Below are 26,723 nucleotides of genomic sequence, written 5' to 3'. Positions count from 1 at the left end.
GTGCACGGCACGGTGTGAACAGTAACCACAAGATATCAGCCTCTACCGAATTAAGAATATTATGGTGGATTTTAATCTCCGCGCAGAGTATAATGAAAAAGACTTAAGTTAAGAATGCTCATTATACAGGAGGGTGATATTATTATGTGGAATCGAATGAGCCTAAAAATGAGGGCCAAACAGGCGTTCCGGAGAAATTACTGGTCAGCTGTTGCCGTAGCGCTGGTCATGTCAATCATAACAACAATATTTTATGCATCAGGTTCCAATGGCGCGCGCGGACGCCATTCCTTTTACGGGGGAGGCTATTTCTCTGAATCTTCTCTGATCTATGCCACAGTCATAGCTGCGGCAGGTGTTCTCGGAGTAGGGATGGTCGTTTTTGATGTATTTGTCGGAAATGTACTGATTGCAGGAGGCTGCCGCTTCTTTGTACTGAACCAGACCGAACCGGTTACGGCAGGAACCCTTGCTTACGGATTCAAGTCGGGAAATTATGGTAATATCGTTCTGATTATGTTCCTCAGAGACTTGTTTACCGCCCTGTGGTCGCTCTTATTCATAGTACCGGGTATCATAAAACACTATGAATATCTCATGGTGCCATACATCATTGCGGAGAATCCGGGAATGCCGAGAGAAGAAGCCTTCCTCATCAGTAATAAGATGATGATGGGGCAGAAGTGGGAGGCATTTGTACTGGATTTGTCCTTTATCGGCTGGGGCATCCTCACAGTCATGACAGGCGGGATTGTCGGTGTCTTCTATGCAGAACCATACCGTCAGGCCACATTTGCGGAATTATATTCATTTAATCGTGCAATGGCATATCAGAACGGATATATCAGATAAACGGACAAAAAAAGACGGGAAATGTCAGCCAAAACATTTCCCGTCTTTTTTGCGTTTTTAAATCAGCACATATTTCAAAACGAACAATATGGCCAGTATATACATAAGTAAACTAATCTTTTTCTCTTTTGCCTTTCCTGTTACAAGATTGATGACTACATAAGAGATAACTCCGAATGAGATGCCTTCGGAAATGCTGTACATAAACGGCATTGCAATGATACAGATGAATGCCGGGATGGTCTCTGTGTAATCTTCAAAGTCAATCTTAACGATGGATGTCAGCATCAGGAATCCTACGATAATCAGCGCCGGTGCAGTTGCGAACGACGGGATTGCAAGGAAGATCGGTGACAGGAACAGGGACAGTCCAAAGAGCAGTGCAGCAGTGATACTTGTCAGTCCTGTACGTCCGCCTTCAGATACTCCGGATGCACTTTCCACAAATGTAGTTGTCGTAGATGTTCCGAGTGCGGCACCAACAGATGTTCCGACAGCGTCTGCCATAAGGGCGCCCTTGATTCTCGGGAGCTTCCCGTCTTTGTCAAGCATATCAGCCTTGGATGCAACACCAATGAGGGTTCCAAGCGTATCGAACATATCTACAAACAGGAATGCAAACATGATGATTACGAAGTCCAGTGTAAATACCTTTGAGAAATCCATGTGCATGAATGTCGGCGCAAGACTCGGGACAGAAATACCTGCTGAAAAATCAGGGAGCAGGCTGAACCATCCGGCCTCTGGTGTCGGTTTGTATATTCCGACGAGCTGACAGACGATGCCGAGCAGCCAGGTGATCAGGATTCCCCACAGGATATTGCCTTTTACCTTCTTTACAAGAAGGATGGCAGTGATCAGAAGTCCGACAAGTGCCAGCAGCACCGTAATCCCTTCTGTGTTGAATGTTCCGTTCTCGATGGAACTCTTAAAGGAGAATACGCCAACCAGTGTAGAGGAATCTACAACGATCTTGGCATTCTGAAGTCCGATGAATGCGATAAATAATCCGATACCTACAGAAACAGCATGTTTCAGGTTCATAGGAATCGCATTGAAGATGGCTTCACGGACATTGGTCAGTGACAGAACAATAAAAATAATACCTTCAATGAATACTGCACTCAGAGCCATCTGCCAGTCATATCCCATACCCATGACTACCGTGTATGTAAAGTAAGCGTTCAGTCCCATACCGGGAGCCAGAACAAATGGGTAATTGGACAGGATGGCCATCAGGCAGGTCGCGATAAAGGCTGCCAGGGCGGTTGCCGTAAATACAGCCCCCCGGTCCATTCCCGATTCAGCCAGAATGTTAGGGTTGACGGCCAGGATGTAAGCCATTGTCATAAATGTCGTAATACCCGCCAGAATCTCTGTTTTAACGTCTGTGTGATTTTCTTTTAGATGAAATATTTTGTCTAAATTCATAATTCCCTCCTACCTCCACTCCCCGGGAAATCTTCCCTGTGAGCTAATCATTTTTTCTAGGTTGATATTCTAAGCAGTCAAAGCATGCCTGTTATGGCAGATGCCGTCCTGCGCCTGACGCAGGCGTGAGTTTCTCGAGAGAAACTTATGTTTTACACACCTCCTTTTTCCTGAATTCTGGCTGTTGGCTGCTGTTGTATCTGATGCCGTATGTAACTGTTCCTGAAGCAGAACAGGTACGATGATTCTAAATGGATGAGATGATAGGAAATATCTGGATACAAAAAAACTACCGGACTCGTCTATATTTCCCTGCACCATGATCCATACGGGAAATTTATAGACAGCTATTACGGTAGCTGGTAGAGACGCCCAACCAATTATGGGCATATATAAATTTACGACCTAAAAATTATTTAGTTTATCTAAAAATTCGTTTGGAACCTATAATTACCATACACTATTTGCCGGGAAAATGCAATGCTAAATTGAAAATTAGTTGTGAAAATTATAGTGGATGACCAAAAAAGAAGAGAGAAATTGTGAAAAAGTACTAAATAAGCGGGGGCGAAAAACAGTCAGGGAACTTATCCCAGATAAAATAGGCTGGGGCAGGAAAAGGAAAGGACTGCTGACATGTCATACATGCAGCAGCCCAGAGAAAAGGGAAAATCTATCTGAAATTGTTAATTGTAAGTTTTAGGCGAAGTCCAATGGCCGCAGATGCACGCTGCAAGTGCAGCCATCGTCTTCTGTTTTTCATGTATATAGAATAACAACCAATTGTGAATGCATTGTGACGAGAAATGGAAATATTTATTAATTTAATATAAGATATTTATAAAAGGTGAAAAAGAGGAATAGAGATAATTGAATCCAGTCAGGGAAAGGGGTATAATTCTTTTATCATATTTGCGGCGAAGAATGCATTATGTATGACGAGATAAAACAGCAGGAGTGGAGATTTATGAGAAGAATGGAATTTACGATGGACAGGGATGGGTTAGTGAAGATCGGAGATCAGGTGAATGTGATCGAAGGGAAACTTCCCAGTTCCTATTACTACACGATAGAACATGCGATTGCCATGAGCGGGAATTATCCGAACCGTGAAAGGCTGAAAACAACCCGGGGAACCGTAGTGGATATTCAGTCCAGCCTCATGGGGAAATGTGTAATATTGGAATTCGATGAATAATCAGTGATAAAAATAGGCTGCCGTAAAATGTGAAAATCTGTCAGGAGATTGCCCGGACCAGAGGCCGGGGCAGGAAAAGCCTGTACAGAGTTTACATTTTCAGCAGCTTCTTATTTTTTATATACAATATGCATACTGTTGCTGACAGAGTCCTGCCAGAAGTCTTTCTTCTTTTCGTACATCTCATGGAGCCACTGGATTGCAGAATCCATTCCCTCATCTGACATCGGGAAAGATGCATGCTCTTTATTTTCATCCGGTGTCTTGTCAAAGGACCAGGGCTCGGGATAGACCGTGACAAGAAAGGTCTCTTTATCAGCGGCGGCTTCAAAATAGTATCTCATGCCTTTGTGACAGCCGGAGAAGGGCTCCTTTTTCAAACCCGGGACGGGGATCAGCTTTTTATCAATCATGGGTTAATTCCTCCTTCCGAAGTATATAGTAACGTGAACATTATAGCATAAATTTTAAATTGGAAAAACATTTTAAGACTTTTAGGAGATATATGTGTGATATACAAAAGGAAAGAGCCACACCGTGTGTGACTCTAAGGGGGAAAAAGTTTATGAAAAAGTGTTCTTATCTTTTGAACAATTATAGTATAAGATTTACTTGTGTAAAAACTGTGATACAAATTTGAATGAATTGTAAACATATATATAATAAATTGTGAAGAAAGGGATGGCAGTAATATGAAACGTGTGTGGAAAGGGCTTTCAATTATGGCAGGGGTACTGGGAGCGGCTGACGTGCTGGCGGTCGGTGCCTTCTTTAATATGGCAGCAGGGCGGCGCTGTATATTCCTAAGGAAGAAGAAAGAGCCGGAGTCAAAGCGTACTGAGGGCGTCTGCTGGATGGAAGGGATGAACCCTGAAAAAGCAGTGATCGAAAGCAGGGACGGACTGAAGCTGAAAGGATATTATCTGGAAGCTGAGAACCCAAAACGGATTGCTGCCCTGTTTCATGGGTGGAGGGGGTCCTGGGGACATGATTTCGGGCCCTGCATCAGGTGGCTTTATGATGAGGGGACGAGTCTTCTTCTCGTGGACCAGAGAGCGCAGGGGGAAAGTGAAGGCAGATATATGGGATTCGGTGTTCTGGAAAGGGAGGACTGCCATGCATGGATGGACTGGCTGATTAAGCGGAATCAGGGCGGACTCCCGGTCTACCTGTATGGGGTGTCAATGGGGGCCGCAACAGTGCTCATGGCAGCGGGGGAGGAACTTCCCGGGGATGTAAAAGGTGTCATAGCTGACTGCGGATTCACATCTCCCTATGAGATGGTATACCGGTTCGGTAAGCTGAACTTCAAACTCACGGAACATCCAGTTATGGATCAGCTGAACTGGCTGTTTAAAAGAAGGGCAGGATATGGCCTGAAGGAATACAGTACACTGGAGGCGATGGGACACTGCAGGGTACCGGTTCTGTTTATCCACGGAAAAGCAGACACTTTCGTGCCATATGAGATGACAGTGCGTAATTATGAGGCATGTACGGCTCAGAAAAAGCTGCTTCTTGTGGAAGGGGCGGATCACTGCATGAGCTATCTGAAGGACGAAGAAGCATATAAGGAGGCGTTAAAAGAACTGTTTCGGGAAACAGCAGGGGAAATATAGGATCGTGTGCAATTTTGCACGGTCCTTTTTTATTGGTAAAAACAGAGAAATTTACAAGCAAAAAATATCGAAATTATACAAAAATAAATTGAAAAGCAAAAAACAATTGACATTTAAAAATACGGGTGCTATTCTGAAAAAAAGAAAGTCCGTGCACGGGCACAATAAACAAGAAGTCAGAATATTTATTTGAAAGGAGTAAATTTTATGAAAAAGATTCTTAGTATTATGTTATGTATCGGTGTCATTATTTCTATGTGTGCATGTAGTTCAGGAGGTAAAAAAGAAGAGGGCACCGCTAAGGAATCAGAGGGAGGAGATAAAGGGCTTATTGGGATTACCACCTCTATGTATACGAATGAAGGACTTACAATCATGTGTGACACGATCAAAGAAAAGGTAGAGGAAGAGGGCTATCAGGCAGTTATCAAAGACGCAAATCTGGATCAGGCACAGCAGACAAAGGATGTAGAAGATTTTATCAGTCAGGGAGCCAAGCTGATTATCGTAGAGGCGTGTGATTCCGTAGGTGTAAAATCCGCATTTGAGCTATGCAACAAGGCAGAAATCCCTGTTTTGAGCGTAAACCAGATACTTGGTGATGATCTTTTGGAGCTTGTTACGGGTTCTGTTACAAGTGATAACTATACGGCAGGATATGAAGTAGGTAAAGAAGTTGCAAAAGAACTGGATGGAAAAGGGAAGGTATGCATTCTTACTTATGACGTGGCGTTCGTATGCAGGGAAAGAGGAGACGGCTTCAAGGATGCTATGGCTGAAAATGAAGGGATTGAAGTGCTGGAAGTCTTCGACGGAGTATGTACAGAAGATGAAGCCATGAAGAAAACGGAAGACTGGCTGCAGCAGTATCCCGATGTTACTGCAATCTTTGGAAACAATTCAAACTGCGGTGTTGGAATAGCGGCGGCAGTCAGGTCAGCAGGCAAGGTTGATGATATTCTGGTTGCCAATGTGGACGGGCTTTCCGCGGATATCCGGAACATGGAAGACGGTGCACTGGATGTGACGGCTGTTTATCCAATGAAGGAGCTTGCAGCAGCGGCATCTGAACGGGCAGTTGAAGTACTGAAAACAGGAAAATGCGGTGAGGACCCACGTTTGAAATTTAGTCTGTGTACGATTGACGACCTCGATACATATAAAGAATACTGGGGAATAGAGTAGCAGAAAATGCTTCGCAAAGGAGAAGTGGATGATGAATGAGGATTACATTCTGCAGATGAAAGGCATAAACAAGAGTTTCGGCGGAGTACAGGTACTGTATGATCTGGATTTTAGTATGCATGCCGGAGAAGTAAGGGCCTTGGCGGGTGAGAATGGTGCCGGAAAGTCTACTTTGATGAAAATACTGGGAGGCATTTATGACTGTGATTCAGGTGAGGTCCTGATAGACGGGGAGAAGACCAGCATAGGTTCTGTTGAAGACGCACAGAAGCGGGGGGTATCCATTATACATCAGGAAATCGTGCTTGTGCAGGATATGACAGTCGGTGAAAATATATTTCTTGGGCGGGAATTTAAGACAAGAATGGGGTTCATCGATTATCAGAAAATATACAGGGAAGCGGCGGAGATTCTTGGGAGGATAGGCCTTGAAAGCCTTCGCCCGGATACGATTGTCAGAGAACTGAGCATATCACAGCAGCAGATGGTGGAAATTGCGAAAGCACTTTCCACCAATTCCAGAATTTTAGTCATGGACGAGCCGACCTCTTCCCTGACTGACAGAGAAGTAGAGTTTCTGTTTGAGCAGATAAAAACATTGAGCCGGAAAGGAGTATCGATCATTTACATTTCCCACAAAATGGAGGAAATCAATCAGATCGCGGACAGCATAACAATTATGCGGGACGGTCATCATATTCTGACTACTTCCATCCGGGATATCAGTTATGAGCAGATTATCCAGAATATGGTGGGACATAAAATAGAAGATTACTATCCGGATTATAAAGTCAGGCTTGGAAAAGAAATACTCAGGGTTGAACACCTGACAACGGAAAAGGTAGAGGACATCAGTTTTTCCCTTGCGGAAGGTGAAATCTTGGGAATAACAGGACTCATGGGAGCCGGGCGTACAGAACTGGCAAAGGCGGTCTTTGGACTGGATGAGATTCTTTCCGGCAGTCTCTATATAGATGGTAAGAAATGCACGATAAAATCGCCGGGGGAAGCAATCAGGAAAAAGATAGCGCTTGTGCCGGAGGACCGGAAAGAGAATGGTTTATTTTTGGAAAATTCAATTTCCTTCAATATGACCGTTACAGTCATGGATGAGTTCATAAAGGGAATATCTGTTGATGCCAAAAAGGAAAAACAGATATTAGAGGAATATATCAGCCAGCTCGAAATAAAAATGGCAGGTACAGAGCAGCTTGCCGTGGAGCTGAGCGGGGGGAACCAGCAGAAAATTGTGATTTCAAAATGGCTGGCGTCCAATCCTAAAATACTGATTCTGGACGAGCCTACCAGAGGCGTGGATGTGGGGGCAAAATCTGATATATATCATTTGATATGTAAAATCGCAGAAACAGGAGTAGCAATTATCCTGATTTCGTCAGAATTACCAGAGGTTATGAATATGAGCTCCAGAATAGGCGTGATGTGTGAAGGAAAGCTGGTCAGGTTTTTTGAACCGGATAAAGAAGAGGTTACACAGGAGCAGATAATGCATTATGCAACAGGAGGATATGAACATGAAACCTATAACGGATAAGATAACAAATCAAAAAAGCCTGCTAAAGTTCCTGAAGCGTAATTCTATGATACTGATAGCTCTGCTGCTGATTGTATCGGCACTGTCAATATTTACAGATACGTTTCTGACAACAGATAATATTTTATCAGTCATGCGGCAGATCAGTGTGGATTCGGTATTGGCATTTGGGATGGCAATGGTGCTAATTATAGGATGCATTGACCTTTCTGTAGGCAGTGTGCTTGCACTGAGCGGCTGTGTATGTGTTTCCATGATAGAAGGCGGTATACCTACGGAGGCGGCGCTTATTATTACGCTGGTATTTGGTGCTTTCTGCGGGATGATCAATGGATTGCTTGCAACATTTACAACGATTCCCAGTTTTATCATCACTCTGGCTACACAGCAGTGTTTCAGGGGAGCGGCATATTTAATGACGAATGGCAAATCTATCATGTGCTATGATGAAAAATTTAGCGCGATCGGCACCGGGTATATAGGCCCTGTCCCCATTTTGGGAATCGTGATTATTGTCTGTCTGGCCTTTACCTGCATTCTGCTGAATAAGACAAAATTTGGAAGAGGAATGTACGCAATAGGTGGAAATAAGAGTGCGGCCGTGTATGCAGGAATCAAGGTAAGGAAAATAACCGCCTGTGTGTTTATCTTTACAGGGGTTATGAGCGCTATGGCGGGTATCATGCTGGCATCCAGAGTTTATTCCGCACAGCCTGCATCCGGTGCGGGATATGAATGTAATGCAATTGCAGCAGCCGTATTGGGCGGTGTCAGCTTTAACGGGGGAATCGGAACTGCCGGAGGCGTTATGATAGGTGTGCTCATAATCGGCTTTATGAATAATGGACTGAATATGCTGCATGTGACATCATATTGGCAGATTATCGTAAAAGGCCTTCTTATATTATTGGCAGTATATCTGGATACTTTAAGGAATAATAAACGTTTACACATTAAGAAAAGAGGTTAAATATGTTTACAGATTTAGAGTTTGTCAGACAGTATGAAAAATATTCTATCGTCATAAAAGGATTTCATCAGGAAGGTGAGCAAAAACTGGAGATATTTCTTGATTTCCCGGTAGTGTTACAGGACATTTCAGGTGCGGGAAAAAAACTTCGGTATGACAGCTATGAGAAGAAGGAAAATGGATATGAAGCTTTGGCATCTGCCGAAGATTTATATGGCAATAAGTATGAAATAACAGATGTATGGAGTCAGGAAGAAAACGGATATAAGCTCAGCCGTCAGGTTGCATGTAAAGAAATAAAAGAAAAGACAGGGATTCGACTGACATCCGAGTTTCGCTGCAGAGATCTGGAAGCGGCAGATTTTTCCGATTACCAATTCATAATCCCCGGAGCTTTATACAATCAAAATGATACAGACGGGGACGGCATGGATGATTATCTGGGGACCTTTAACCAGGATTATAAAGACGATAGGAATCCTTCGCTTTCAGTTACTGCATATGGGAAAAAGAGCAGATGGTTTGTTTCACTGATCAGGGGTGATTTGCCAAAGACAGATGAGACAATAACGCGGGAACAGATCCGTGCAAGGCATTTTATACACCATACGGATATCGGGTCATTAGGGATCTCGCCATCGGAGTACAGGACACAGGAATTTATCTTAAGATGTGACTATCCTTTTTATGAAAGAAATTCATTCTGCCTAAACGTGGATGGCTCAGAATGGTCAGCATATAAAGAAGTAGTAGAGAATCAGGTTTTTTGTATGGAATATCTGCTATATGCCCGGGAGGCAGGAAGTCTGACGGAAGCGTCCTGGAATACGACCCGTCTTCAGATGCAAAGAATTATGGACCCAGATGTAGAATTATCGTTTACTCTGGAAGAAGCAAAGCATTACAGACGTGAAATGATACATAACAGTTACAGGGAATTTCCGGATAAAAAAGGAAAGCCGGCGGGGTACTTTGTCCATTTTTCCCCTCGCAGCCGCTATGGTGAGCAGAATCTGCTTGAATACGGCTTCTGCGGAGCACAGACTCTGTTGAGTTTAGATATGATGGAAGCGGCAAAGGAGAACGGCTCTGAGGAATATAGGGAAAGGGCTGTAAAGACGGTCGATTATTTTGTGGAAAACTGCATAGAAGAATCCGGGCTTCCAAATGGGATTTATAATGTAGATAAAGAAGAGTATGTGTACTGGTGGACCGGGATTCTTTTCCCATTCCAGTACTCAGATGACCGGGATGAGCTGGAAGCCTATCTTGGGAACCAGGTCGTAAGTTCTCTGATGGAAATTGCAGGGGAACTTAGAAAAGTAAAGGGTAATTATTGCAGGTCTATGGTAGATTCCATACACTATCTGCTGAGATGTTATCTGTTTGAGAGGGAAAGCGGGATTGAGCATCCAAAATGGCTGGAAGCCGTTGTGAAATTCTGTGACAAGCTCTTAGAAATGCAGAATGGAAATGGTTCGTGGAACCGTGGATATACGATGGATGGGAAGCCGATTACGAACCCGCCGCAGTGGTTTGGTGCCTCTGAAAAGGAACAGGGGTCAGGTGCAATCTTCCCGGCCCAGGTCCTGACGGAACTGTACCGGTTTACTAAGGAAGAAAAATATTTGAGGGCAGCCGAAAGGGCCGCATATTTCGTATATGATAATTATGCCGGAAATGTAGAATACATCGGAGGCCTCAATGATACAACCCACAGGAAGTCTGTAAAGATTGACGCAGTAGGCGTTATGTTTGCGATGCGTACCATGCTGGTCGTGTATGAACAGACAAGAGATGTAAAACTTCTTGCAGGCGCGCGTGATGCGGCACGTATTTTAGCAAGCTGGACATACCTCTGGGATATTCCGTTTGATAAGGATACACTTCTTGGAAAACATGGATTTAAAACCACAGGCTGGGCCGTATGTGATGTCATCCCGGCAGGAAGCTATGTGGACTGTGAATTTGTTGAATTTATTCCGGAACTGCTGCGTATTGCAGAATACTGTAAGGATGAAGATCTGGCTGTACTGGCAAAGATCGTGACAAGGGGGATGCAGCACGGTCTGTCGATGCCTCAGAATATGTATGGATATGCAATGCCGGGGGTACAGTGTGAAGGGTATATGACTTCCTTATGGCTGGCAGATACGGAGTATAAAGGATTTTCGGGAGCAGCGGCGAAAAACAAAGGGGACGATAACGATACGTGCAATGGTCTGGTGAATGGACAGGCGCTGCTGAATCTTGATTATTTGTCCAGAGAATACAGGACAATGGATTTTGACACAATCATACGGCAGATTATGGCCGGATAGGGATGGAGGAGCTATATGGCAGAAATGATTAAAAATCCGGTTCTGCGGGGATTTCACCCGGATCCATGCATATGCAGGGCCGGAGATGATTATTATATTGCAACGTCAACGTTTCAATGGTTTCCCGGGGTGGAATTGTACCACAGCAGGGATTTAGTACATTGGGAGTTTACCGGCCGGCCGCTGGATGAAAAGCGGCTGCTTGATATGACCGGGGTGCCGGATTCCGGAGGGGTGTGGGCGCCTTGTCTTACATATGAGGATGGGATGTTCTATCTTGTATATTCTAATGTGAAAACATTCCGTAATTATTATAAAGATGTGGATAACTTTTTAACATACAGCAGGGATATACATGGCCCGTGGTCCGATCCTGTGTACCTCAACAGCAGTGGGTTTGACCCTTCCCTTTTCCACGATGATGACGGGAAAAAATATATCTTAAATCAGATCTGGGACCACCGGGATAAAAACGATCCATTCGACGGTATTGCGCTGCAGGAGTATGACCCAGAACAGCAATGTATGAAGGGGGAGCCTGTACAGATATTCAAGGGGAGCAGCATAGGAGTGACGGAAGGTCCCCACCTGTATAAAATAAACGGCATGTACTATTTAGTGTGTGCAGAGGGCGGAACATTTTATGAACATGCAGTGACCGTTGCACGGTCAAAAAATATAGAGGGGCCATATGAACTGTCACCATACCATCCATTGATGACATCGTTCGGACATCCGGAACTGCGACTGCAGAAATGTGGACACGGAAGTCTGGTATGTACACAGAATGGGGAGTGGTATATGGCACACCTGTGCGGCAGACCGGAAGGTGTCCATAAGCGATGCATGCTGGGCAGGGAGACATCTATCCAGAAACTTAAGATGACAGAGGATGGCTGGTTTGTAATCGACCACCCGTCCGGGCTGCCACAGAATGAAGTTCCGTCTCCGGGCCTTTCGGATTTTATTGTCAGCGAGAGGCCTGCAAAAAGGGTGTTCCCGGCGAAACTTCCGGATGAATTCCAAACTCTGCGTATTCCTCTTGACCAAAGGTGGATGGCTTTTAACGAGGAGAGGCAGTCACTGGTTCTGTATGGGAAAGAGTCTATGGAGTCTTTACATACACAGAGTCTGGTTGGAATACGCAGAGAACACTTCGATTTTATGGCAGAGACAAGTGTACGGTTTTGGCCGGTGAATTACCAGCAGATGGCAGGAATGGCATTGTATTATGATACTACGAACTATTTTTACCTGAATGTTTCCTGGGATGAAGTGCTGGGAAGAACTGTATCCATGATTATCTGCGACCACGGGGAAATAAGTGTAAGCGGAGAAAGATGCCAGATAGCTGATGGAGAAAACAATGTATACATGAGAATGAATGTAAAGAATAAGACGGCGCAGTTTAGCTGGTCACCGGATGGAGAAAACTATTTTGAGATCGGGGAAGAACTGGACGCTACGAAGCTGTCGGATGATTATTATAATGAGGCCGAGCATGGCCTGAGATTTACAGGGACATTCATTGTACTCTGCTGTCAGGATACCTCAGGGCAGCGCTGTCCGGCGGAATTTGAGTATCTGACTTATTCGCCTTCAGGCGGGGAGGCATGATACACACTGGAAGGGAGCGAAAGTATTGGACACTAAAATTGAGTTTATCCGCCGGTATGAAAAATATTCGCTGCTGATTACTGCAGGGGATGACAGAAACGGAGAGGATCCGGCTTTCAGTATCTTTCTGGATTTCCCGGTTGTACTCAAAGACATAAAAGGTGCTAAAAAGAAACTGCGCTATGATGTGTGGAGTACAACAAAAGAGGGATACTTAGGAGAGGTGGAGGCCAAAGATTTATATGGCAGCCAGTATAAGATAACAGATTTATGGACGGTGGAAGAAGAGGCGGTAAGGCTGGACAGGAAACTGGAGTGTATCCGGTGTGTGAAAGAAACAGGGATTCACCTGACGACTGAGTTCAGGTGCAGGGGCGGTCTGGAAAAGTCTTTTGATGATTATCAGTTTATCGTCCCGGGGGCATTTTATAATAAGAATGATACAGATGAAGACGGGGTGGAGGATTACCTTGGCACATACAGTCAGGATTATAAGGATGACAGAAACCCTTCTTTATCCGTAACCTCTTATGCCCGGAAAAGCAAATATTATGTATCCCTGATCAGAGCGGATCTTCCACAAAAAGATACGACCATTACGCGCCAGCAGATTCAGAAACGGTATTTTATCCATGATACGGATATTGGGTCTCTGGGCATGGCACCTTCAGAATACCACGCAGGAGAGTATATTCTGCGCTGTGATTATCCATTTTGTGAACGGAATACATTCTGTCTGAATGTGGATGGTTCCGGGTGGGAGGCTTACAAAGCAGTAAAGGAAGGAATGGTTTCTGAAATGTCTTACTTATTGCAGACTGGGAAGGCACGAAACCTTACAGACGCCTCGTGGCAGACGACAGCCATGCAGATGGAGCGGCTTCTTCATGGTGAGATAAGGCCGCCGGTTGGGCTGGAGGAATCAAGACATTACAGAAGGGAAATGGTTCTTCATAGTTTCCGGGAATTTCCTGATAAGAAAGGAAAACCGGCCGGATATTTTATTCATTTTTCCCCGCGGCAGGGCTATGGGGAACAGAATCTTCTGGAATATGGTTTTTGCGGTGCACAGACGCTGCTGGCACTGGATATGCTTACGGCTGCATGGGAAGGAGCGGACGGTGTGACCTGCCGGGAAGATTATCGGGAAAGCGCGCTAAAGACATTGGACTATTTTGTGGAAAACTGTATAGAAAAGTCTGGTCTTCCTGTGGGGCTGTATCATGTGGATAAAGAAAAAACGGTGTATTGGTGGACAGGAATATTACTTCCTTTCCAATATTCAAATGACAGAAAAGAATTAGAAGATTACCTCGGAAATCAAGTGGTCGGGGCATTGATGAGTATTGCAGGGGAACTTGGCAAAGTAAAGGGGAATTATTCCAGATCCATGACGGATACGATGTACTATCTGATGAAGTGTTATCTGGCGGAGAAGGAAAATGGACAGGAGCATCCGAAATGGCTCGCAGCCGTTCTGGATTTCTGTGAAAGGCTTCTTAAGATGCAGAATACGAACGGTTCATGGAACCGCGGGTATACAATGGAGGGAGAACCATTGGTATATCCTCTGGAATGGTTCGGGAGTTCAGAAAAAGAACGTGGTTCTGGTGCGATTTTCCCGATCCCCCTGCTTGTGGAAGTCAGCCGGTATACAGGGGAGAAGAAGTATTTGGATGCGGCGGAAAGAGCAGCAGATTTTATCCTTGCGAATTATGCCGCAGAGGCAGAATATATAGGGGGCATTAATGATACATCCCATAAAAAGTCAGTGAAATTGGATGCCGCAAGCGTCATGTTTGTCATGAGGAGCCTGCTGGCGGTATATGAAGAGACTAAAAACGTGGAGTACCTTTCCGGTGCATTAGATGCCGCAAGAATTCTTGCAAGCTGGACTTATCTGTGGGATATCCCGTTTGATGAAAATACACTTTTAGGCAGGCATAAATTCAAGACAACAGGCTGGGCCGGATGTGATGTAATACCTGCCGGAAGTTATGTAGACTGTTCCTTTCAGGAAGTGGTTCCGGAACTTTTAAGGCTGGCAGAATACTGCAGGGATGAGAAGCTTGTAAAACTTGCTGAGGCCGTGACAAAAGGGATGCAGTACGGGCTTTCGTCTCCGGCAGATATGTATGGCTATGCGATGCCCGGAGTCCAGTGTGAGGGATATATGACTTCCTTGTGGCTGGCAGATACGGAGTATAAAGAATTTTCGGGAGCTGCGGCAAAGAATAAAGGGGATGATAACGATACGTGTAACGGTTTTGTAAATGGTATGGCACTTCTGAATCTGGATTCTCTCGGGAAAAATTATGATACGCTGGATTTTGGAAAAATTTTCATGAGAATTAAACAAGAATGGCCGAAGGCGTGATATACTTATGAAAGCAAAAGAATCACACAGATGAGGATGAAGGTATGGTAACGATTAAGAAGATAGCAGAAATAGCAGGTGTATCAAGAGGAACAGTGGACAGGGTGCTGAATAACCGGCCCGGGGTGAATGCGGAAACATATCACAAGGTAAAAGAAATAGCGGATAAGTTAGGCTATGAACCCAATATGGCCGGGCAGATGCTGGCAGCAAGGAAGAAGAAGATCAGGCTGGGATTCATTGTGTGCGATACCCCGGTGGATTTGTTCTTCGCAGACGTGTACAGGGCGGCCTGCAAAAAAGCGGAAGAGTTAAAGACATATGGTGTTACTGTTCATTTTTACCTGATAAAAGAATTGTCAGATAAGGTTATCGCACCACTTCTCAGGGAAGCAGAGGAAGACGATTTGGATGGAATTGCACTGGTGCCGCTTAAGATGTCGTCCGTACAGACATTTGTGAATAAAATGAATGCCCGAAAGGTTCCTATGGTATTTTTCAACCTTGATATGGAAGATGTCCAAAGACTTTCTTATGTAGGATGTGATTATTACGATTCAGGAAAAGTAGCTGCCGGTTTGATATCTCTGGTAACGCGGGAAAAGGGGAAGATCGCTCTGGCAACCAGCTTTGATGAACAGTCACCGGCTTTCAGACAGAGGCTGGAGGGCTTTATTAAAGAGCTTGATGAGGAATATCCACAGATAGAGATTGTTAACAGAGACTCTAATTTTGTTTTTCAGAAGGGCGATTATTCAAACATTCTGGATGTGGTGAAAAGGGAGGGCCATTTAGAGGCTTTATATATCATCAATCCGGGAGACTACAGCATTTGTGAAGAAGTTGAGAAGCTGGACAAAGAAAGAAGAATCAAAATCATTACAAATGACGTGAATAATAAACAGAAAAGCTTTATGGACAGAGGCATCATTTCTGCGACAATCGGTCAGCAGCCGGAAAAACAAGGGGCACTGCCGCTTCAGATTTTGTATGATTTTATAGGTTTGGGGATAGAACCTGCAAATCAATATTTAACAGAACTTTCAATCCATATAAAGCAAAACATAGCAGGTAAAGTGTAGAGAATGAGGAAAGATCCGGGCACATCGAAAAAGGTGTGCCCGGATCTTCAACTTTACCTTTGATTTTGAACAAATCGGAGTAAGTGCCGGTTGCATTTCTGACTGGGCCGAGTATAATTCAAACTATACGAGTTTAGTCAAAGGAGAAAAACTATGGATTTATATTCACCAATATTTACCCGCGCTTCTACGCGCAAATTTGACCCGTCACCGCTTCCTAAGGATATTCTTTCAAAGCTTGGTGACTTTTTGGCGGTGGTAAAACCGCTGCTGCCCGATGTGGAACTGAAACATGAGATCGTCTCAGGCAGGGATGTGAAAGGGATGGCTCTTCCGAAAGCACCCCATTTCCTGCTGATTTCCGGTAAAAAGCATCCGCTGCGCAATACGGCGGCGGGATATTTATACCAGCATGCCGAGCTCTGGCTGTATGCACAGGGATATGCGACCCGGTGGCTTGCAGGTGTGAAACCAAAAGAGCCGGATCCGGACTATATTATAGGGATTGCATTCGGAAAACCGGCAGAGCCGGCTGTGAGGAAAACGGAAGAATTTAAACGTAAAGCAATGAGTGAAATAACAGGTGGGAGGGATTCACGTCTGGAAGCGGCGAGGCTTGCACCGTCCGGCATGAACGGCCAGCCCTGGTATTTTATTGTGGATGGCGGAAAGATCCATACTTATTACAAACCAAATCTCGGCGGCCTGCTCAGCAAGATGTATAATCTTACTAACTTGGATGTAGGCATTGCCCTCTGCCATTTAGCCGTGGCAGGCGAACATGAGGGAAGGACGTTTGAATTTGCTGTAATGGAAGAGGGAGTTCCGGCACCGCCGTCCGGGTTTTCTTATGTAGGAACTGTCAAATAGGAGAAAAGAATAATGCAGATTCTAATGATTCTAGTATTTTTAGGGGCTTTTATAGGGCTGATTGTAAATACGGGCAGAAAACTTTTTCTTTGGTTCAGGCCGCTTCTTTCAGGCACCAGTCCTCTTGCATTCGGGGTAATATATGGCATTATTATGACTTCTGTCATTGTCTTATTTGTCCTCAGCCGCTTGCCTGACAGCCGGATTCCAAGAGAGGTTTTCCTTGCGGACCATTATGCATTGGGTGTGGCTGTTTATTTGGTGATGTTTGTAAACTTTACAGATCTCGTTATATTCGTGCTCAGGCTGAGCCGGATGTTTACGTCACCACTGCCGAAAGGGGCGGCTCTTGCGGCGGGAACGGCTGCATTGGTTTTATCCGTGGTGCTATCTGTGTACGGAGGGATTCATGCGTCGGGGATTCAGACGAAAAACTATGAGGTTGTACTAAAGGAAGACGGGAAAGCAGATTCGATGAAAATTGCCCTGATCAGCGATATACATCTGGGATATGTCGTAGGGGAAACACATTTGGAAAAAATCGTTGCGGCAGTAAATGCGGCGGAACCAGATCTCGTATGTATAGCGGGAGATATATTTGACGGAGATATTACGGCACTGGAGAATCCGTCTGGTCTTCAAAAACTATTCCGGGAAATAAACGCCCCCTATGGCGTCTATGCCTGTCTTGGAAATCATGATGCCGGGGCGGGATATGAAGGAATGCTGGAGTTTCTGGAGAAAGCGCAGGTACGCCTGCTTCAGGATGAAGAGGTGGTGATTGACGGCAGGCTGATTCTGGCGGGCAGAAAGGATTCGGGACCGATCGGCAATCAGGGCGCAGACAGAACTGAGATTGACGATACTGCAAAGAAAGAGAATCTGCCAAGGATTGTGCTGGATCATAAGCCGGAGAATATTGGCGAATATGACAGGAGGACGGATCTCATCTTATGCGGACATACCCACCGGGGACAGTTCTTCCCGGCTAACCTGATTAACGAAGCCACGATGGATGTGAACTATGGATATTACCGGAAAGACGCTAAGAGCCCTCAGGCGGTCGTTACTTCGGGTGCGGGAACATGGGGACCGCCGTTTCGGATTGGGACGGACAGTGAGGTTGCGGTGATTCAGGTGACCTTATAATAAGTAAGAAGACAGGGCATTCAAGTGGGTTACACTGTGCACGCTCGAAAGGCGTGCATAGTAACGACTTGGGTGCTTTTATACGATAAGAACAGATGAAGATCTGACATCATTTACTTTCTCCTTGACTTAATAGTATTACAGATGTAAGATTTAATAAACGGCAGTATAAATTTTTTTACGGTAAAATATTACAAATGTAAGAAAAAGGAGAAAAGATGAGGCTTAGAAGGATATTCATTTTCATTATCTTATTGCTCATGGGAATAACGGGCTGTGCGGCTGCGGACAGCGAACCGGCAGGAGATGTTCACAGAACGGATGAAAATAAGCAGGACAGCGGGGCGACAATACATAAGGATTCGGAGAAGATTGCGGAATGTTACCGGGAAATTTATGAGCAGGCGTATCAGGAGGATAATATTAACTCGCTTGAGGTAAAGGAAAAAATCATAGCCAGTCTGGGAGATAAAGGGTACACGGCTGTAGATATGGGAAATCAGATTGATATGGTGAACCCGGGACAGGCGGAAGAGTTTTGTAAGAGCGTTGGGAACAAAGAGGAGGATCAGGCCACTATATTGATCATCGGGAATGATGGTGGATTCGTCCGGTATGACCTGAGAACAAAGGATGGGGAAGTGAAAGTTTTGAGAAGTTCTCTGTTCTGGAAAGACGGCCTTCCGTCGGCGGAATTTTATGAAAGGTTCACGGCCCATACGTGGAAATATACAAAGGAAGGATACATCTTCATCGAACAATACCATATGCCCGGGTATGACGGGGCACCGGGGATTACGGCAATCCGGGTAAAACCGCTGGACCGGAGCCTGCGTGAACTTAATCGGCAGTATGTCATGCCGCTCGGGTACGAGAGAAACAATCTGCTGATTACGGACTGGAGTGCGTCTGATTATGGTGCGCTTGATTTCTATGACCTCTATGAGGAGATGTATAAGCTGAAATATGGGGACTATGTACCATACGAATCCGGATATGGAGGGGAAGAGTACGAGGTTCCGGAAAAGGAATTGGAGGAAGTGATCCAGACATATATCGGAATAGACAGCACCCTTCTGAGGGAAAAAACGATGTATCAGCGGGAAAGCAAAACATACCTGTACAGGCCGCGGGGGATGCATGACGCAGAAACTCCCTACGAACCGGAGCCGGAAGTGACCGCATGTGAAGAACAAGAGGACGGAACGCTTAAACTCACAGTGAATGCAGTATGGCAGATGGAAATGCAAAGCTGTGCATTTACCAGTGAGCTTGTGGTCCGCCCACTTGAAAACGGGGCCTTCCAGTATGTCTCAAACAGGGTGGTACCACTGCCGGACAGTAATGGGGCAGTTTGGTATACGCCGCGTTTATCGCAGGAGGAATGGACAGCTTTTTACCGGAATACGCAGTAAAGCTCCTGCTAAATGGCAGGTTCCTTTCTAAGAGCCTTTTTATCGGCCAGATCCCAGTAGAGTGTGGCTTCTATATGTAATTCTGACCTCAGCCTCAGCTTGATCTGATCTAACGTCCCAGAAGCCTCCGGGGTATGCGGGGAGCTTTGAAATGTGACCTTGATAAAGGCAAACTTTTCTTCCGGGCCGTAATCATGAAGTGCAATCGTTTCAACGCTTCTGATCAGCGGATAATCTAAGAGCATCTGCCGGACCTTCTGTTCCGTCTCAGAGTCCGCACCTTTTCCGAGTAGTAAAGCAAAGTTTTCAGCGAACGAAGTGAGTCCTGACCAGAGGACGGACAAGGACACGAGAAGCCCTAGCAGGGCATCGACCGGAAAAGAGGTGAAAGGAGCAATTAGGATTCCGCTCAGTGTTACCGCAGTCACAAGAGCATCAGACAGATTGTCATTTCTGACTGCTTTCAGGGCTGGGGAGGAAATCGTCTTGTTTGTACGGTTTACCAGCCAGGCCATAATGAGCTTTATCAGAACGCTCATCAGCAGGATAAGTATAATGGCTGTGGAAAAATGGATTGTCTCCGGATGGATGAGCCGCTTTATGGAGTCTTTTCCTACGGAGACGGCGGTGATAAGGATAAAAATCGAGATTGTGAATCCACAGATATACTCGATACGCCCATGTCCGTAAGGATGTACCCGGTCTTCTTTCCTGCCTGCAATACTAAAACCGAATATAGTTATCACTGAGGAAATACAGTCTGTCAGATTATTGAAGGCGTCGGCGATGACAGCAATACTGTTGCTGAAATAACCGATGGCGAATTTTACGAGTGTCAGAATAAGATTACCGAAAAGCCCGGTCCATCCGGCATTCTTGCCGGCAGTGTCACGTTCAGAGAGGGGATTTGAGGTATTCATAATAAGGTCTCCTTTCATATATGTAAATGGTTAAATAGTGTACATGTCAGACAGTAGTGAGGAGATTTAAGTAAGGTACCTAATGATTATAGGTTAACACCAAACCACTACAATGTCAAGGTACCTAAAAGAAAACGTGGTAAATTTTTTATAACTGATCTATCGTAAGCGGAAACCTTGTCATGAGTAGGAACTGGTGATATTCTTAATAATAAAAGAAAAGAGGACAAGAGATGGAAGATAAAATAACGACACTAAGCGAAGTGAAAAAATATATTCAGGATTTCTCAGATGCCAGAGGGTGGCGGAAAGACCAGAATGCAAAAGACCTTGTGATGGCCCTTACGGTAGAGGCATCAGAGCTGGCAGAGATATTCATGTGGCTGCATTCGGATGAAGCGGACAGCGTAAGAGAGGATGAAGGAGAGTTCGAACACCTGAAAGAAGAGGTGGCGGATGTATTCTGGTATCTCTGCCGTATCTGTGAACACTTTGGAATTGACCTTTCAGCGGCTGTCGAGTCTAAGGCCGGTAAGAATGCCGTCAAGTATCCTGTGAAGTAACCGTTCAGCACCGGCCGCATACTTGATGTATCAAACCGCCCTAAACCGGGTCGGTGAGCATCCGTAATACTTTCGAAATGTTTCTGTAAAGTAGCTCGCGCCGCTGAAACCGACCTCATAGCTGATCTCAGTGATGGACATATCGGTGTTACGAAGCAGGTCCGCCCCCTTTTTCAGACGGTAACCGGTCAGATAGCCTACCGGGGTCTGGTTGAAGTAACTGCGATACAGGGAACCGCACTTGCTTTTGCATACATTTCCGGCGGCTGCGATATCGTCAAGAGTGATTTTTTCTTTATAATGTTTCTGCATATAACCGACCATATCTTTCAGGACAGAGAGCTGATGAGACTGCTTAGAGGGGGCATGGTCTTTCGGCGCATGTACATAAAGTTCATTCCAAATAAGGAAGAAGAGGCTTTGTATCTGTAATTCAGGCGCCGGTGCTTCTCTGGCGGCGTAGATCTGCTGCATGGCGTTTAAAATATGGTTCTGCCAGGCGGTCTCTTTTGTAAGAAGCTGGAATGGAAATGCAAGGTTTGACATCAGCGGCATGACGTACTTCTGTTCCATGCCGGGGGTAGAGCAGAGCATCAGCGGATGCAGAATGATACAGATAAACTCACTCTCCGTGCAGTTCTCTGAGAATCCATAGTGAAGCTGGCGGGAATTGACAAATACCCCGCTGCCCTGTTCAAGCGTTACGATTTCACCGTTAATATGGTACTGCATCTCACCTGACAGGATATAAATCAGCTCAATGTCATCGTGCCAGTGGCTTACAGCCGCATAATCATACTGTGATAAAAAATCTTTCCGGATATATATGGAATAGTCTGTAAAATCATACTGAACATCTTCGGAACGGTCATCCCTTAATTCTACTTCTTTCATTGTGTACCCCTGAACATACGATATTGTTATAGAATTATACAATATATCAGTAGATAATGCCAGCATATACAAGATATAATTATGAGAGTCATAAAGAAATGGATGCGTTAACATCCCGCTTGGACTGACATCAGAGAGAAAGAATCGGAGAGATGTTATGAATAAATCACTGGATCAACAATTTATGAAGAAACTGGCTGCATTAGTGTTTCCCATCGCCTTTCAGCAGTTTATGCTGGCTCTTGTCAGCGCGTCAGACGCTATAATGCTGGGGATGCTGGACCAGGGGTATCTGTCGGCGGTTTCACTTGCCGGGCAGGTACAGTTTGTTTTTAATCTTTTTCTGGCAGCAATGACAATCGGCGCCAGTATGCTGGCTGCACAGTACTGGGGGAAAGGGGATAAAGAATCAGTGGAGAAGATATTTGCGGTGGTTCTTAGGATTTCATTCCTTGTATCTTTGGTCTTCTTTATTGGTGCCGTCTTTCTTCCGGAACAGGTGATGAGAATTTTCACCTCGGAGGAGGCCCTCATTGCCGGAGGTGCAGGATACCTTCGGGTTGTCGGTCCGTCATACATACTGTGCGGGGTATCCCAGATTTATCTCTGTATTATGAAAAACAGTGGATATGCTGCAAAAAGTTCTGTCATAAGTTCATCGGCGGTCATACTGAACATCGTGCTGAATGCTGTGCTTATCTTTGGATTGTGGAATGCACCCAGACTGGAAATTGCAGGGGCGGCTCTTGCAACGGTGACCGCCAGGGCGGCAGAACTTGTGTGGGTGATTCTGGATTCTGCGAAGGATGGCCGGATTAAGGCGAGAGTTTCTTATCTTTTGCATCCGGATAAAATCCTGAGGCGGGATTTTTGGAAGTATACAACTCCTGTGCTGGGAAATGAAATCGTGTGGGGCTGCGGTTTTACGATGTATTCTGTCATCATGGGACATCTTGGGTCAGATGCCGTGGCGGCCAACTCTATCGCTAATATCGCGAAAAACCTGATTTCCTGCTTTTGTCTGGGGCTGGGAAGCGGGGCAGGGATTATCGTCGGCAATGAACTCGGTGCCGGACGCCTTGAAAAGGCGAAGGAATATGGAAGGCGGCTATGCAGACTATCTGTGGCAGGCGGGGCAGTCTCAGGGATGATCCTGCTGGCCGCCAGTCCGGTTATTCTTGCTTTTGCAAATCTCAGTGAGCAGGCAGGAGGATATCTTCAGGCGATGCTTGTTATGTGTTCCTATTATCTGATAGGCAAGTCTGTAAATGGAACAACGATCGCCGGTATCTTCTGTGCGGGGGGAGATTCCAGGTTTGGTTTTTGGTGCGACACGGTTACGATGTGGTGCATCACAGTGCCCCTCGGGTTCATCGCGGCTTTCTGGCTGAAACTGCCCGTAACGGCTGTATATTTCATCGTAAATCTGGATGAGATAGTGAAATTGCCGGCAGTTTACAGAAACTATAAAAAATACCGCTGGGTAAAAGATCTGACAGTAAAGATGTCGTAACCCGCGGACAGATAACAAGGAAAAAAGGAGGATATTATGTTAGCAGATTATCATGTCCACACAAGTTTCAGTGACGATTCGGACTGCCCTATGGAGGAAATGATACAGAAGGCTCTGGAGAACGGGATGGACGAAATCGCATTCACGGAGCATGTGGATTACGGGGTGAAAACAGATTTGAACTGTGATTATGAGCACTACTTCCCCCTGTTGAAAGAGATGCAGGAGAAGTATCAGGGGAAACTTCGGATTAAAAAGGGGATTGAGTTTGGTGTTCAGACACATACGGTTTCTCTTTTCGAGCGGGATTTTGCAAAATATGATTTTGACTTCGTCATACTGAGCAACCACCAGATCGATGATCAGGAGTTCTGGTCATATGAATACCAGAAGGGAAAAACACAGGAGGCATACCAGAAAGCGTATTATGAAGCTATTTATGAGGTTATGAAGCAATATACGAACTATTCGGTGCTCGGCCATCTGGATATGATCAAGCGTTATGACGATGCAGGGGAATATCCAGATGAAAAGATTCTGGACATTGTGGAAAAGATTTTCCGTCTGGCTATTTCCGGGGGAAAAGGAATCGAGGTAAATACGTCCTGTTTTGCCTATGGCCTGAAAGACCTGACACCCTCCGAAAAGATTCTCAGACTCTATCATGATCTTGGCGGCAGGATTATCACGATAGGTTCCGACGCGCATGATACGAACAGACTAGGGGATCATATCAAGGAGGCAAAAGAGATTCTAAAAAGGATTGGTTTTGAGCAGTACTGTACATTCAGCAGGATGGAACCAGTCTTTCACAATTTATAACGGGTGCCCCCTGTGATGGTTAGTGAAAGGATTTAGAAAGGAGTAAAAGGAAATTAATATGGAAATAAATCAGAATGCAGATCAGACAAAACTTAACAGTATCTACGAGAAAATGCACAATGAGGAGTTGTATCTTCCCGGTGATGAGGAGCTTGTAAAAGAACAGACAGTCTGCCTGAACCGCCTGTATGACTTCAATATGACGCGGCCTGACGAGATGGTGAAGCGGGACAGAATGCTGAAAGAGATGTTTGCCGAGATCGGAGAGGGATGCTATATCGAACCGCCTCTCCATGCAAATTTCGGGGGCCGCCATGTACATTTCGGGGAAAATATATATGCGAACTTTAATCTAACCCTTGTAGATGATACACATATTTATATCGGTGACAGCACGATGCTGGGGCCGAATGTCACCATTGCAACGGCAGGACATCCGATTCTGCCGGAACTCCGCCGGGAAGGATACCAGTACAATGCATCTGTCCGAATAGGGAAAAACTGCTGGATCGGGGCCGGAGCCGTCATTCTTCCGGGAGTAACCATCGGGGATGATACAGTCATCGGAGCGGGCAGTATAGTTACAAGAGATATCCCTTCCTGTGTAGTGGCGGCAGGGAACCCGTGTAAAGTCCTGCGCGGGGTGAATGAACACGACAGAGAGTATTATTTTAAAGGGCACAGGATGCCTGCCTTTTTAAAATAATCCTATCAATTAAGGCAGAGCTATGGGGATAGATAAATGAAGTAATATTTATTATCCCCTCTTGTTACTTCATATATAGTAGATACCGACCCGACAATTTTCTATGCTTCATGATCCTTTTGGACGCTGGAACACCAGCGTCCTTATAAAAATCTCCTGATAGGGATAACAACAATTCGAAGGAATGCATAAAATATCTTTTTCCCTGTGGTCATCTCTTTTGCTTTATAATTTTCCCCATAGACATAACCATCCTCGGTCATTGTTTTACTGAACGTTTTATCCGTTTCTATTTCCTTTCGTATGATCTGGTTCAGTTTCGGGGAATCTACGGCAAGCATTAACTCTGTATCCTGATAGGTACTGCGCATATCCAGATTATAGGAACCGACAATACTCATGCGGTCGTCGATTACAACGGCTTTTGTGTGACAGGAGTGTTTCCCCATAAACTCATAAACATTTACTCCGGTGTTCCAGATCTGCTTTTTTTGGTTTAAGTAATCCGTACAGCCCCAGGGATTTGCTCCCTTAGCCACATCGTTGGTGATGATTTCCACCTTTGTTTTATTTTGTGTAAGCGATTCCAGATCCTGGTACATTTCCTTTCCACAGATAATATAAGGAGTGTAAATGGAAACCTGGTCCCCCTGTGCCATTAGCTGATGCAGGGAATACCACATCCAGGGTTCTTTATTTTCTGCTTCTGCCGGGTTGTACAGTAAAGAAATGCGGTTTGTCTCAAAAGTGAGGTGCAGCCAGTCCCAGCTTTCCCATGCGGACGGATATTTCTGGCGTAAGGTATCATAGTTTGTGCATAATTTGGCGTTATATTCACCGGTCTTTTTCGCGCTTTGTGTACAGGTGTAAGCCTTGCTGTCTTCTAGATTCCAGACATGTTCAAAGTAATCTAAAAGCTGATAAAGGGAAGAATCCGGTGATTCTTCTGTTTCATAGACAAATAATTCCCGGTCGATATTCCGGGAGGAGGAATAGTCACCTAAAAAAAGATTGGTTGTATTTCTGCCGCCCAGAAGATACATTTTTTTGTCAATGACCAGATATTTATCATGAAGCCTTGCCTGAAGTTTCCAGGGCTTTAAAAAGTTTACCGGATTGTAAATGCGTATCTGGATATTGGGATGGGCGGCAGCAGTCTGAAACCATTCGTCATGTCTTAGATCAAGAAAGCCGCTGATCCCGTCTACAATAATGCGTACATTAACGCCGCGGCCGGCAGCATTGTTAAGGGCCGCAAGGATATCCTTCCCAGACTGGTCAGAATTGAAATCAAAAGTAGAAAGGATAATATCTGACTCTGCCTCTTCGATCATCCGCAGCCGGTACAGGAGCGCTTCGCTGTTGTCGTCAAGGTATGCGGTTCTTTCCGTCCCGGCAGATGTTCCGTAAAATTCTCTGCTATGGAAGGCGCTCTGAAAGGCTTCATTTACTTTTTTGTGGGAAATATAAGGGACAATGAGCCCGGAAAGATAGAGCAGGAATAGGAAAAGTAATATGTATTTTATAGAAATTTTGGATAAAAGTGAGTAAAATTTTTTTTTCATGGATATAATTCTCCTTCCCTTCTCTCATTTTATCTGTTTTTCAAAATAAATCAATGGACATCTTTCTATTTTGTCCAATGAATCGTCTTATACGCACTGGCA

General features: G+C 45.0%; 22 protein-coding genes and 1 riboswitch. Of the genes, 17 read left to right on the top strand and 5 right to left on the bottom strand.

Translation table 11 applies throughout. The features are described from left to right. Nucleotides 1–144 precede the first annotated feature (144 nt). Complete coding sequence (locus A8806_RS03560; RefSeq protein ID WP_109729757.1) at nt 145–852, top strand: DUF975 family protein; 708 nt, start codon at nt 145–147, stop codon at nt 850–852. A gap of 57 nt (nt 853–909) precedes the next feature. Here the strand turns inward: A8806_RS03560 and A8806_RS03555 are convergent, their stop codons facing one another. After that, entirely contained in the window at nt 910–2,283 is a 1,374-nt protein-coding gene (locus A8806_RS03555; protein ID WP_109729756.1) for an NCS2 family permease, read from the bottom strand. Between the two features lie 320 nt (nt 2,284–2,603). Further along, nucleotides 2,604–2,699: riboswitch (purine riboswitch) on the bottom strand. Nucleotides 2,700–3,250: 551 nt separating this feature from the next. Between A8806_RS03555 and A8806_RS03550 the strand changes: the two genes are divergently transcribed. After that, a complete protein-coding gene (locus tag A8806_RS03550) occupies nt 3,251–3,481 on the top strand; it encodes a hypothetical protein (protein WP_181368565.1) in 231 nt (76 codons plus the stop codon). Nucleotides 3,482–3,591: 110 nt separating this feature from the next. On the opposite strand, the gene A8806_RS03545 is transcribed toward A8806_RS03550, so the two are convergent. Continuing rightward, nucleotides 3,592–3,894 carry a hypothetical protein gene (locus tag A8806_RS03545; RefSeq protein ID WP_109729755.1) on the bottom strand — a complete coding sequence of 101 codons (303 nt, stop codon included), beginning with the start codon at nt 3,892–3,894 and terminating at the stop codon, nt 3,592–3,594. 279 nt (nt 3,895–4,173) lie between these two features. On the opposite strand from A8806_RS03545, the gene A8806_RS03540 reads away from it, so the two are divergent. From A8806_RS03540 to A8806_RS03485, 11 genes are all read left to right on the top strand, one after another. After that, nucleotides 4,174–5,100 carry an alpha/beta hydrolase gene (locus A8806_RS03540; protein WP_109729754.1) on the top strand — a complete coding sequence of 309 codons (927 nt, stop codon included), beginning with the start codon at nt 4,174–4,176 and terminating at the stop codon, nt 5,098–5,100. A 207-nt stretch (nt 5,101–5,307) separates the two neighbouring features. Next, nucleotides 5,308–6,285, top strand: coding sequence for a sugar ABC transporter substrate-binding protein (locus A8806_RS03530; RefSeq protein WP_109729752.1), 978 nt, complete (start codon nt 5,308–5,310; stop codon nt 6,283–6,285). A gap of 31 nt (nt 6,286–6,316) precedes the next feature. After that, nucleotides 6,317–7,837 (top strand): sugar ABC transporter ATP-binding protein, encoded by a 1,521-nt coding sequence (locus A8806_RS03525; protein WP_109729862.1) that lies wholly within the window; start codon nt 6,317–6,319, stop codon nt 7,835–7,837. Continuing rightward, a complete protein-coding gene (locus A8806_RS03520) occupies nt 7,818–8,807 on the top strand; it encodes an ABC transporter permease (RefSeq protein ID WP_207657845.1) in 990 nt (329 codons plus the stop codon). The genes A8806_RS03525 and A8806_RS03520 overlap by 20 nt, the downstream gene beginning before the upstream one ends. Nucleotides 8,808–8,809: 2 nt before the next feature. Continuing rightward, the gene (locus A8806_RS03515) at nt 8,810–11,128 is read left to right on the top strand and encodes a glycoside hydrolase family protein (RefSeq protein WP_109729750.1); all 2,319 of its coding nucleotides are present in this window, start codon (nt 8,810–8,812) and stop codon (nt 11,126–11,128) included. 15 nt (nt 11,129–11,143) lie between these two features. Beyond that, nucleotides 11,144–12,745, top strand: coding sequence for a glycoside hydrolase family 43 protein (locus A8806_RS03510; protein ID WP_207657844.1), 1,602 nt, complete (start codon nt 11,144–11,146; stop codon nt 12,743–12,745). Nucleotides 12,746–12,770: 25 nt separating this feature from the next. Next, nucleotides 12,771–15,122: a hypothetical protein gene (locus A8806_RS03505; protein ID WP_109729749.1), complete on the top strand. Its 2,352-nt coding sequence runs from the start codon at nt 12,771–12,773 to the stop codon at nt 15,120–15,122. A 44-nt stretch (nt 15,123–15,166) separates the two neighbouring features. After that, nucleotides 15,167–16,204 (top strand): LacI family DNA-binding transcriptional regulator, encoded by a 1,038-nt coding sequence (locus A8806_RS03500; RefSeq protein ID WP_109729748.1) that lies wholly within the window; start codon nt 15,167–15,169, stop codon nt 16,202–16,204. 153 nt (nt 16,205–16,357) lie between these two features. Next, on the top strand, nt 16,358–17,074 hold the full coding sequence (locus tag A8806_RS03495) for a nitroreductase family protein (protein WP_109729747.1): 717 nt from the start codon (nt 16,358–16,360) through the stop codon (nt 17,072–17,074). A 12-nt stretch (nt 17,075–17,086) separates the two neighbouring features. Next, complete coding sequence (locus A8806_RS03490; RefSeq protein WP_109729746.1) at nt 17,087–18,223, top strand: metallophosphoesterase; 1,137 nt, start codon at nt 17,087–17,089, stop codon at nt 18,221–18,223. A gap of 218 nt (nt 18,224–18,441) precedes the next feature. After that, nucleotides 18,442–19,638 (top strand): DUF6070 family protein, encoded by a 1,197-nt coding sequence (locus tag A8806_RS03485; RefSeq protein ID WP_242995941.1) that lies wholly within the window; start codon nt 18,442–18,444, stop codon nt 19,636–19,638. A gap of 8 nt (nt 19,639–19,646) precedes the next feature. On the opposite strand, the gene A8806_RS03480 is transcribed toward A8806_RS03485, so the two are convergent. Further along, a complete protein-coding gene (locus A8806_RS03480; RefSeq protein ID WP_181368564.1) occupies nt 19,647–20,558 on the bottom strand; it encodes a cation diffusion facilitator family transporter in 912 nt (303 codons plus the stop codon). Nucleotides 20,559–20,791: 233 nt separating this feature from the next. On the opposite strand from A8806_RS03480, the gene A8806_RS03475 reads away from it, so the two are divergent. Continuing rightward, nucleotides 20,792–21,121, top strand: a complete 330-nt coding sequence (locus tag A8806_RS03475; RefSeq protein ID WP_109729744.1) for a nucleotide pyrophosphohydrolase — start codon at nt 20,792–20,794, stop codon at nt 21,119–21,121. A gap of 30 nt (nt 21,122–21,151) precedes the next feature. Here the strand turns inward: A8806_RS03475 and A8806_RS03470 are convergent, their stop codons facing one another. After that, nucleotides 21,152–22,015, bottom strand: a complete 864-nt coding sequence (locus tag A8806_RS03470; protein WP_181368563.1) for an AraC family transcriptional regulator — start codon at nt 22,013–22,015, stop codon at nt 21,152–21,154. Between the two features lie 157 nt (nt 22,016–22,172). Here A8806_RS03470 and A8806_RS03465 point away from each other — a divergent pair, with 157 nt between their 5' ends. The 3 genes from A8806_RS03465 to A8806_RS03455 are packed head-to-tail and all read left to right on the top strand — an operon-like array spanning nt 22,173 to nt 25,056. Beyond that, nucleotides 22,173–23,528: an MATE family efflux transporter gene (locus A8806_RS03465; protein WP_109729742.1), complete on the top strand. Its 1,356-nt coding sequence runs from the start codon at nt 22,173–22,175 to the stop codon at nt 23,526–23,528. A 36-nt stretch (nt 23,529–23,564) separates the two neighbouring features. After that, complete coding sequence (locus A8806_RS03460) at nt 23,565–24,350, top strand: histidinol-phosphatase HisJ family protein (RefSeq protein WP_109729741.1); 786 nt, start codon at nt 23,565–23,567, stop codon at nt 24,348–24,350. Nucleotides 24,351–24,408: 58 nt separating this feature from the next. Continuing rightward, nucleotides 24,409–25,056: a sugar O-acetyltransferase gene (locus tag A8806_RS03455; RefSeq protein WP_109729740.1), complete on the top strand. Its 648-nt coding sequence runs from the start codon at nt 24,409–24,411 to the stop codon at nt 25,054–25,056. A gap of 143 nt (nt 25,057–25,199) precedes the next feature. Here A8806_RS03455 and A8806_RS03450 read toward each other — a convergent pair whose 3' ends face one another. Then, entirely contained in the window at nt 25,200–26,621 is a 1,422-nt protein-coding gene (locus tag A8806_RS03450) for a phospholipase D family protein (RefSeq protein WP_109729739.1), read from the bottom strand. Between the last annotated feature and the right edge of the window lie 102 nt (nt 26,622–26,723).

The organism is Faecalicatena orotica, from assembly GCF_003149245.1.
In the GTDB taxonomy this organism is placed as follows: Bacteria; Bacillota; Clostridia; order Lachnospirales; family Lachnospiraceae; genus Faecalicatena_A; species Faecalicatena_A orotica.
This window is presented reverse-complemented; position numbering and strand designations above follow the sequence as displayed.

Coding starts and splice junctions, on each gene's coding strand:
- A8806_RS03460 (WP_109729741.1), top strand. CDS start 23,565: ATGTTAGCAGATTATCATGTCCACACAAGTTTCAGTGACGATTCGGAC.
- A8806_RS03550 (WP_181368565.1), top strand. CDS start 3,251: ATGAGAAGAATGGAATTTACGATGGACAGGGATGGGTTAGTGAAGATC.
- A8806_RS03540 (WP_109729754.1), top strand. CDS start 4,174: ATGAAACGTGTGTGGAAAGGGCTTTCAATTATGGCAGGGGTACTGGGA.
- A8806_RS03490 (WP_109729746.1), top strand. CDS start 17,087: ATGCAGATTCTAATGATTCTAGTATTTTTAGGGGCTTTTATAGGGCTG.
- A8806_RS03495 (WP_109729747.1), top strand. CDS start 16,358: ATGGATTTATATTCACCAATATTTACCCGCGCTTCTACGCGCAAATTT.
- A8806_RS03515 (WP_109729750.1), top strand. CDS start 8,810: ATGTTTACAGATTTAGAGTTTGTCAGACAGTATGAAAAATATTCTATC.
- A8806_RS03465 (WP_109729742.1), top strand. CDS start 22,173: ATGAATAAATCACTGGATCAACAATTTATGAAGAAACTGGCTGCATTA.
- A8806_RS03520 (WP_207657845.1), top strand. CDS start 7,818: ATGAAACCTATAACGGATAAGATAACAAATCAAAAAAGCCTGCTAAAG.
- A8806_RS03545 (WP_109729755.1), bottom strand. CDS start 3,894: ATGATTGATAAAAAGCTGATCCCCGTCCCGGGTTTGAAAAAGGAGCCC.
- A8806_RS03485 (WP_242995941.1), top strand. CDS start 18,442: ATGAGGCTTAGAAGGATATTCATTTTCATTATCTTATTGCTCATGGGA.
- A8806_RS03555 (WP_109729756.1), bottom strand. CDS start 2,283: ATGAATTTAGACAAAATATTTCATCTAAAAGAAAATCACACAGACGTT.
- A8806_RS03525 (WP_109729862.1), top strand. CDS start 6,317: ATGAATGAGGATTACATTCTGCAGATGAAAGGCATAAACAAGAGTTTC.
- A8806_RS03455 (WP_109729740.1), top strand. CDS start 24,409: ATGGAAATAAATCAGAATGCAGATCAGACAAAACTTAACAGTATCTAC.
- A8806_RS03530 (WP_109729752.1), top strand. CDS start 5,308: ATGAAAAAGATTCTTAGTATTATGTTATGTATCGGTGTCATTATTTCT.
- A8806_RS03475 (WP_109729744.1), top strand. CDS start 20,792: ATGGAAGATAAAATAACGACACTAAGCGAAGTGAAAAAATATATTCAG.
- A8806_RS03450 (WP_109729739.1), bottom strand. CDS start 26,621: ATGAAAAAAAAATTTTACTCACTTTTATCCAAAATTTCTATAAAATAC.
- A8806_RS03510 (WP_207657844.1), top strand. CDS start 11,144: ATGGCAGAAATGATTAAAAATCCGGTTCTGCGGGGATTTCACCCGGAT.
- A8806_RS03470 (WP_181368563.1), bottom strand. CDS start 22,015: ATGAAAGAAGTAGAATTAAGGGATGACCGTTCCGAAGATGTTCAGTAT.
- A8806_RS03480 (WP_181368564.1), bottom strand. CDS start 20,558: ATGAATACCTCAAATCCCCTCTCTGAACGTGACACTGCCGGCAAGAAT.
- A8806_RS03560 (WP_109729757.1), top strand. CDS start 145: ATGTGGAATCGAATGAGCCTAAAAATGAGGGCCAAACAGGCGTTCCGG.
- A8806_RS03500 (WP_109729748.1), top strand. CDS start 15,167: ATGGTAACGATTAAGAAGATAGCAGAAATAGCAGGTGTATCAAGAGGA.